This window comes from bacterium (assembly GCA_039961635.1).
Lineage (GTDB): Bacteria > 4484-113 > 4484-113 > JAGGVC01 > JAGGVC01 > JABRWB01.
In genome coordinates this window covers 80,727-87,258 of record JABRWB010000005.1, presented here as the reverse complement: position 1 = coordinate 87,258, position 6,532 = coordinate 80,727, and the positions used below count along the sequence as shown (strand labels likewise).

The following is a 6,532-nucleotide window of genomic DNA, read 5'->3' as shown; positions in this document are numbered from 1 at the left end:
ATTATCTGGATTATCCGCCCGCGGTAGCCGCGGTAGCGGTCCGCAAGCTCCGCGTTGTCGTTCTCGTCGCCCATCCGCGCTATCGTATCCACGTACAAAAGCGCCTGGTCGTACTCGCCGGAATCGATCAGACCGCGCAGGTGGTAGTCCCGCCGCCGGTTTTCCATCCTTTCTCCTCGGACTATTCCGCCCTCGGCCATCGCGGTTTTGATCTCGAACGCGAGCTGCTCGCCCGCCGCCCGGCACGCCTTGGCCGCGTCGCTGCCTTGCACGCCCATATATTCGAGCTGCCCCAGCCAGAATATCAGCGCGTTCATCTGCTGCAGCGCCGCGCCGAGCAGCCGTTGGGCCTCGCGCTCGTCCTTCGCCCGCCGCGCGTCGGCCAGCGCCTGGTGCGCCGCGGCGGACGAGTACTGAAGGTGCTCCCGCACCAGCCGCCCGGCGGCCTCTTCCATCTTCAGCTTGCGGCAGAACTGCTTGACCTTGCCGCCCAGCCGGGACAGCCGCGACTCGATGTCGCGCGACGACGCGCTCCAGCCGGAGCCGCGCTCGCCAGCATAATCGCCGCCTCGGTCGTTCTTCCTCATAATCATGCCCCCCTTCGACATCCCTGTGAAAGGGAAAACAACAAATCAAAAGTTAACAGTCGACAGTTGGAAAGATGCCCAGTAATTCCGTTGCCTAGTTGCCGAGTTGCCTAGTTGCCCAGTTGCCCAGTTAAAACCAATTCAAAACTCAGCCACTAAGCCACTAAGCTACCAGGCCACTAAGCCACTAAGCAACTAAGCAACTTTCAATTTTCAACTTCCGCCTCCGCGGACGATCCGGCTTCCGTTTCCGCGGACGATTCCGCGGCGGATTCGGATTCCGGCGGCGGTTCGGATATGTTGACGCGCGCCTGGGCGGCGACCAGCTTCTCGCCGCCGTAGTCCGCGATCACCATCAAAAGGTACTCGCCCGGCGGAACGGGCGCGCCCCGCACCTCGAACTTGAAGTCGAGCGCGCTTTCGGGCAGGACGGTTTGCTCGCTGTGCTCCTGCGTGAAAACCGCCGCGCCCGTCGCGTCCCGCAGCTCCAGCCAGCACTTGGGGCGCATCCAAACGTTGCCGGTGTTTTCGAACAGAGCGGTCGCGTCGAACCCGCCTTTCGCAGGTGCAACATTCAACGCTTTGAAAGTGCCGCCTCTCGTTTCGGTGCCCTTTATCGTGACGTAAATCTTGACGGCGTACCGGAAGACCATCCGGATTCCGATTTTGGGCTTCTTTTCCTCGGCGGGTTCGTCCTCTTTGAAGAGCGGCTCTTCGGACGGGATCGAGGACACGTAAATCACGCCCCAGTAACTGCCCGAAAGCGACTCATCCGCCGGAATCTCGATCTGGTACAGAACTTCCGCCGATCCGCCCGGATCGAGCGTTATCTGGTCGGGCGTAAACGTCAGCCACGGAATAAGGGAGCGGGATTCATAGCCGCCTTCGTCCTTGAACTGGTAGGACTGCGTTTTTTCGGCGTCACGCACCAGGTCGCCCGCGTACACCTTCACCCCGGTCGGCTTCTCCGAGCCGTTGGACACCGAAATCCTGCCGCTCACGGTCTCGCCGGGCGAAGCTGTAAATTCCTGGCCGCCCAGCGCGACCGAGAATCCCTGCGCCAGCGCGCCGCCCGCGAGGAAAACGACGAAGAGCGAAGCCGCAAAAAAGATCCGTATCAAATCTACAGCTCCTCGATCGTGAAGATCAGCGTCGTCCGGTACCTGCCCGGAACGTCGTTTTGAAACTTGAGTATAACGCGGAAGTCCGCGTAAATCGTCCCTTCGCCCGTTTCGGTTCCGCTTGCGATCTCCTCCGCGTCCTGGCGCATCCTGCGCCAGTTCTTTTCGCCGGAGGGCCGGAACATAAGATCCGACAGCGGCTTGACGTAGGTTCCGTCGTGGCTGGCTCCCAGATCCGGGTCCAGCGACCGGACGGTAATAATCCACGGGACGTCGGATTGCCAGTACACCGGGACGTCGGGGAGGTAGGCGAAGCCGCGAAGGTACTCGTCCTCGCCGACGGTGCCGAATGTGATGTCCCCCACCGATATTGATTGAGTTGCCGGGAACGCGGGAGTGGAGAGAAGAAGGAGGAAAAGACAAGTTAACAGTTGACAGTTGACAGTTGACAGTTGAAAACCGGTATGCGCCCTTCCGGCGAAGCGCGGTATATTTTCGTCAAAGGAGGCCGGGCGCCTCGCCCGGACCGCTATCAAAAACAACCTCAAAACATATACCGCCGATCTCCAGATCGGCGCGGCGGCAATGAAACGAGACGAAACGGATGCGCCGGACTGGAGTCCGGCGGTATATTCGGTTAATTCACTTTTTTTTTTTGCGTCGGTCATGGCGCGGTGATCTCGAACGTCACGAACTCGTAATGATAAACCCCCGGGCCGTCCTGCGAAATATCGAGTGCGATTTTGATATGCACCGGGTACGCCTGGTTGTACTTCTTCCCGCCGCTGGCGATTTGGTTCGGGGTAAGAGTCAGCGCCTGGAACGGATTCTGCGAATAATTCCACCAGATGTCGCCGACGGACTTGAAATTCCCGTCCTCGTTTTCCTTCGTCCAATACTCGCTCGTTCCGTATATGTTCAGCACCCACTGGCAGTTCGCGCTTATCTTGGCGACGATGGTTTTGGTCTGGGTCCAGCCGTCCAGCATCTGCTGGCCGGTCACCTGGTAATCCAGGTTGTCGGTGTCGAGCTCCAGATACCGCACTTCGGGGCAGTCAATTTCGAACTCGCCGTCCTTTTCCTTTCCGGCGAACGCGGCGGACGGCGCAAGCAATGCGGCGGCAAGGAGGGCCGCAAGAAAAAGCTTCAATTTGTTTCCAAGTCTTTTCATCGCAGTTCCTCTACCCCGCCGATATCGAGATCGTGACGACGCTTGTGTACTTTCCCTTGTTAAGATAGCACGGGTACCACGTCGCAAGCCAGTCCACGTCGGCGAAAACGCCCGAACCCGCGCCGTAGTTGGAGCCGTCTATCCAGATTATATCGCCGCCCCAGTCTTCGGAAGGCGCGGGAACGGGATCCCATTCGTACAATCCAAGGTCGGGATAAAGTTCCGGATCGGGATTGGGCGGCTCGGCCTCGTCGTCGTTTTCGGGCGGAAACCCCCAGCGCACCCAGAGAGCAAGCTCGGCGTCCTCGTCGGGAGCGGGCGACCATTCGGTCCGCGTCGTCGTAATCACCCAGTCGTCCACGTTGCTCCACCAGTATAGGTCGCCGTATTCGGAATGCTTTTTATAGCCCTTGAGCACGTTCAGCCAGTTGAGGTTGAACTTTATCTCGAGGCTGCCCCCCTCCCACTCAACTTCCATCACCGGCTCGATCGTGACCGTCACTTCGACCGAGTCCGAGTCTCCGGCCTTAGCAATCTCCGGCAGGGCCGCAAGCGTGAAAACCGCGAGCGCGAAAAGCCAAAGTTTCACCGGCCGGAAGAATATCATCTATGAATCCTTCGATCAACGTATGAATGAATGAATACGAAACTGCAAAAGGGGAGGCCGGATTATCCGGGGTCCGGCCGTCCCCTTGTTTACTTCAGGTTGTCAAACTCCCTGCGGGGCAATCACCTGGTTTGCGGCGTTGCCGCCATTATCGAATCCCACAAGGGAGAGTCGCGTGTTTGATTCGGCCATTAATACCTTCACAATACGAGCTAGCCACCATATGGGTCGTCTCCGTCTTCTGACCAGACGGTGAACGTAAGCGTTCCCGAATAGTAGCCTGCCGGAGTGGAAGTGCTCAAGCCTTCAAATCTCATACGAAGCTTGGTATACGAATCGTATGCAGGCGACCCATTCCAGCCAAGCCCGCCGTCATCCCCAACCTGCCGAAGCAGAACTTTTGGTTGGGCATCCTGCCATACATACAAGTACATGTCGCTGTTGCCGTCGCCGTTGCCGTCGTAATCGGCCCAAGCACCGCCAGTCATCTCGACGCCGACAAGGAAAGCATGGTTTGCAGTGACATGGATGTGACCGACATGGTCCCTGTCATTGTCATTATCCCTCTCCGGATACGGGTGCAAGTGCCCTGCAACCAGATCATCATAATCGGCATCGGGAAACTCGACGAGCGTAAGAGGAACAGTGGTCGGCACATCCAGGTTGGGTCCAACTTCAGTCAACCAGATGTCGAAAAACGAAGTAATCACGACATCGATCTGGGTTTCAGCTTCGTCGTCGGCATACGCGTCAGCGGGAATCAAACACCAGGCGAGCGCCAAAAGCAGGAAGAGGAAAACCGGCTTGTACTTTAGGAAATTGCGCATTCGCTGTACCTTCCTTGCATTTGTGCAAACTCGTCACTTCGGAGCACCGGGAAATCCCGGCGCCCATGTCGCGCTCTCGCTATGCAGAGGTGGCGGTGAAAACGACTGATCCGTCAGCGACGTCGTTCTCGGCATAGTCAACCCCGGTCAACCTGAATTTCAAGCCATCGTCAGCATAGTCATACGTATATGCTCCGGCTCCAAATTCAATTTCCCAGGTATCTTCATCTTCCCAGCTGTCGGAGCTGGTGTCAAAATCCCATGCTTCGAAAGCCACACCGTAACCGCTCCAATTTGCTCCTTCAGTAACAGTCATGTAAATTTTGGCGGTCGAGTCGTTGGTGACGCCGGAAAGTGTAAGGCCGGTGAATTCCGGAGGAGTTGTGTAGTCCTCGGGGCCATCGAAAGTAAACGTTATCGGCCCGCCGGTCACGGTAATCGTGTAAAAATCGGTGATTGTTACGTCGATAGTAACAGGATCGCTGTCCGCCGCCATCGCGGGCACTGCGAACATGACGAGCAGCGCCAAAACAAGAAGCAAGTACCTCATTTCAAGATCCTCCTTAAAAGATCGGGTAAAACAGAACAACGAAAAAACGGAAGTTGATTAGTTGCCTAGTGGCTTAGTGGCTTAGTGGCTGAGCTCAGGTTTGGTCTTAACTCGGCAACTGGCCCACTCGGCCACTAATCAACTTGCCTTGCGGTTCCGGAGACGGGGCGCACCCGGATGCGTCCTTCGGACCGTACCGCCCGGCAAGCCTCAACTTTTTTCAACGTTCCAACGACAGTTCGGGCGAACCGCAAACTCCGGCAATGCCGCGGGCGCGATAACCGCCGAAGCGTGCGACCCCCTACATGAAACATGCCGCGGCGATTGGAGCGAATCGGCCAAAACTGGAGCGAAATGGCGAAAAGCGTATAAAACCGTCGAAAAGTGGAGCGAATCGTCGAAATGTGTATAAAAACGGCGAAAAGTGTATAAGAATGGATAGGGGAGTTGATAAGTTGCCTAGTTGCCTAGTTGCCTAGTTGCTTAGTAGACCGAGGCCAAGTAAATGAGTTATTGAGTTATTGAGTTTTGGAGTTGAAAATTTGCCAAGTTGCCTAGTGGCCTAGTAACCTAGTTCTCGGTTTTGGAGCTTGAAAGGACAGGTGAACGGGAATGGCCATAATCAAGAAGTTCGAAGATGTGATTGCCTGGCAGAAGGCGCGCACGCTATGCACAAAGCTTCATAAACTCCTCCTCAAAGAAAAGCTCCGCCGCGATTTCAGCTATCGCGACCAACTTTGGCGCTCCGCCATATCGGTTATGAGTAACATCGCGGAAGGATTCGCCCGATCCTCATCCAAGGAATTTGTTCATTTCCTGTTTATCGCATCGGGATCTGCGGCGGAAGTGCAGTCCTTGCTGTACGTTGGAAAGGACGCGGGATACGTTAGCGATGACGAGTTTCGGGAGCTTTACGACCTTGCGAACGAAGTGTCGTTGCTCATCGGTGGCCTTCGCAGCTACCTGAAGCAGCGGACACAACCGGCAAGGCCACTCGGCAACTAAGCAACTAGGCAACTAGGCAACTCGGCAACTAAATAACTAAATAACTTGGCGCTGTCAACTGTCAACTGTCCAACTGTCCAACTGTCCAACTGTCAACTGTCAACCGTCCAACTGTCAACTTGTTTTTAATCTCCCGTCGGGAGGTTCTCGCAGTACTTCGCCAGCTCCCTTCTCCACTTAAGTATCGTGTGGCGGTGCACGCCCATCATCCTGCCAAGCTCGGTGTTGCTGGTCACGCCGTCCCAGATGTGGCAGATGAGCGAGCGCAGCTCCGGGCGCTCCGGCGGGATCACCTGCAGGTGCATCCAAAGCACCCAGACGGCGCTTGAAGTGTTCTGCAGCGCGTCAAGCAGGTCGGAGGGCGCGGCGGCGCCGTCCATCAGGCGCAAAAGGTCGTGCGCGACGAACCGGCGGGCGGGCGCGTGCGGGCCGGAGGCGTGCGCATCGGGCGGCGAGGCTGCGGCGGAGGGCGGCTTCTTCGGCGGGCGGCCGCGGCCGGATGCGTTTTCGGCTTCGGGCGCGGGCTTTGGGGAGGGCGCGGCGGCTTTCTTTTTGCGGGCGGAATCGTCGCGCGGCGGTTTTCCGCCGGACGGATTATCCCCAGCCGATTTTGGCTTGTCCTTCATTTATTTATTTCAGCCTCGGCGCGAAGGCGGCGGTTCCC

General features: G+C 57.2%; 9 protein-coding genes. 1 reads left to right on the top strand and 8 read right to left on the bottom strand.

The annotated features are described in order from the left end of the window. From HRF49_01070 to HRF49_01040, 7 genes are all read right to left on the bottom strand, one after another. On the bottom strand, positions 1 to 587 hold a 587-nt coding region (locus HRF49_01070), incomplete at its 3' end, for a hypothetical protein (protein MEP0813241.1). 206 nt (positions 588 to 793) lie between these two features. Continuing rightward, the gene (locus HRF49_01065; GenBank protein ID MEP0813240.1) at positions 794 to 1,708 is read right to left on the bottom strand and encodes a hypothetical protein; all 915 of its coding nucleotides are present in this window, start codon (positions 1,706 to 1,708) and stop codon (positions 794 to 796) included. 2 nt (positions 1,709 to 1,710) lie between these two features. After that, entirely contained in the window at positions 1,711 to 2,073 is a 363-nt protein-coding gene (locus tag HRF49_01060; GenBank protein MEP0813239.1) for a hypothetical protein, read from the bottom strand. Positions 2,074 to 2,372: 299 nt separating this feature from the next. Continuing rightward, positions 2,373 to 2,879, bottom strand: a complete 507-nt coding sequence (locus HRF49_01055) for a hypothetical protein (protein ID MEP0813238.1) — start codon at positions 2,877 to 2,879, stop codon at positions 2,373 to 2,375. A 10-nt stretch (positions 2,880 to 2,889) separates the two neighbouring features. After that, positions 2,890 to 3,468, bottom strand: a complete 579-nt coding sequence (locus HRF49_01050; protein MEP0813237.1) for a hypothetical protein — start codon at positions 3,466 to 3,468, stop codon at positions 2,890 to 2,892. Between the two features lie 230 nt (positions 3,469 to 3,698). Next, a complete protein-coding gene (locus HRF49_01045; GenBank protein MEP0813236.1) occupies positions 3,699 to 4,313 on the bottom strand; it encodes a hypothetical protein in 615 nt (204 codons plus the stop codon). 79 nt (positions 4,314 to 4,392) lie between these two features. Next, the gene (locus HRF49_01040) at positions 4,393 to 4,863 is read right to left on the bottom strand and encodes a hypothetical protein (protein ID MEP0813235.1); all 471 of its coding nucleotides are present in this window, start codon (positions 4,861 to 4,863) and stop codon (positions 4,393 to 4,395) included. A 612-nt stretch (positions 4,864 to 5,475) separates the two neighbouring features. On the opposite strand from HRF49_01040, the gene HRF49_01035 reads away from it, so the two are divergent. Beyond that, complete coding sequence (locus tag HRF49_01035) at positions 5,476 to 5,868, top strand: four helix bundle protein (GenBank protein MEP0813234.1); 393 nt, start codon at positions 5,476 to 5,478, stop codon at positions 5,866 to 5,868. A 125-nt stretch (positions 5,869 to 5,993) separates the two neighbouring features. Here the strand turns inward: HRF49_01035 and HRF49_01030 are convergent, their stop codons facing one another. After that, complete coding sequence (locus HRF49_01030) at positions 5,994 to 6,494, bottom strand: hypothetical protein (GenBank protein MEP0813233.1); 501 nt, start codon at positions 6,492 to 6,494, stop codon at positions 5,994 to 5,996. Positions 6,495 to 6,532 lie beyond the last annotated feature (38 nt).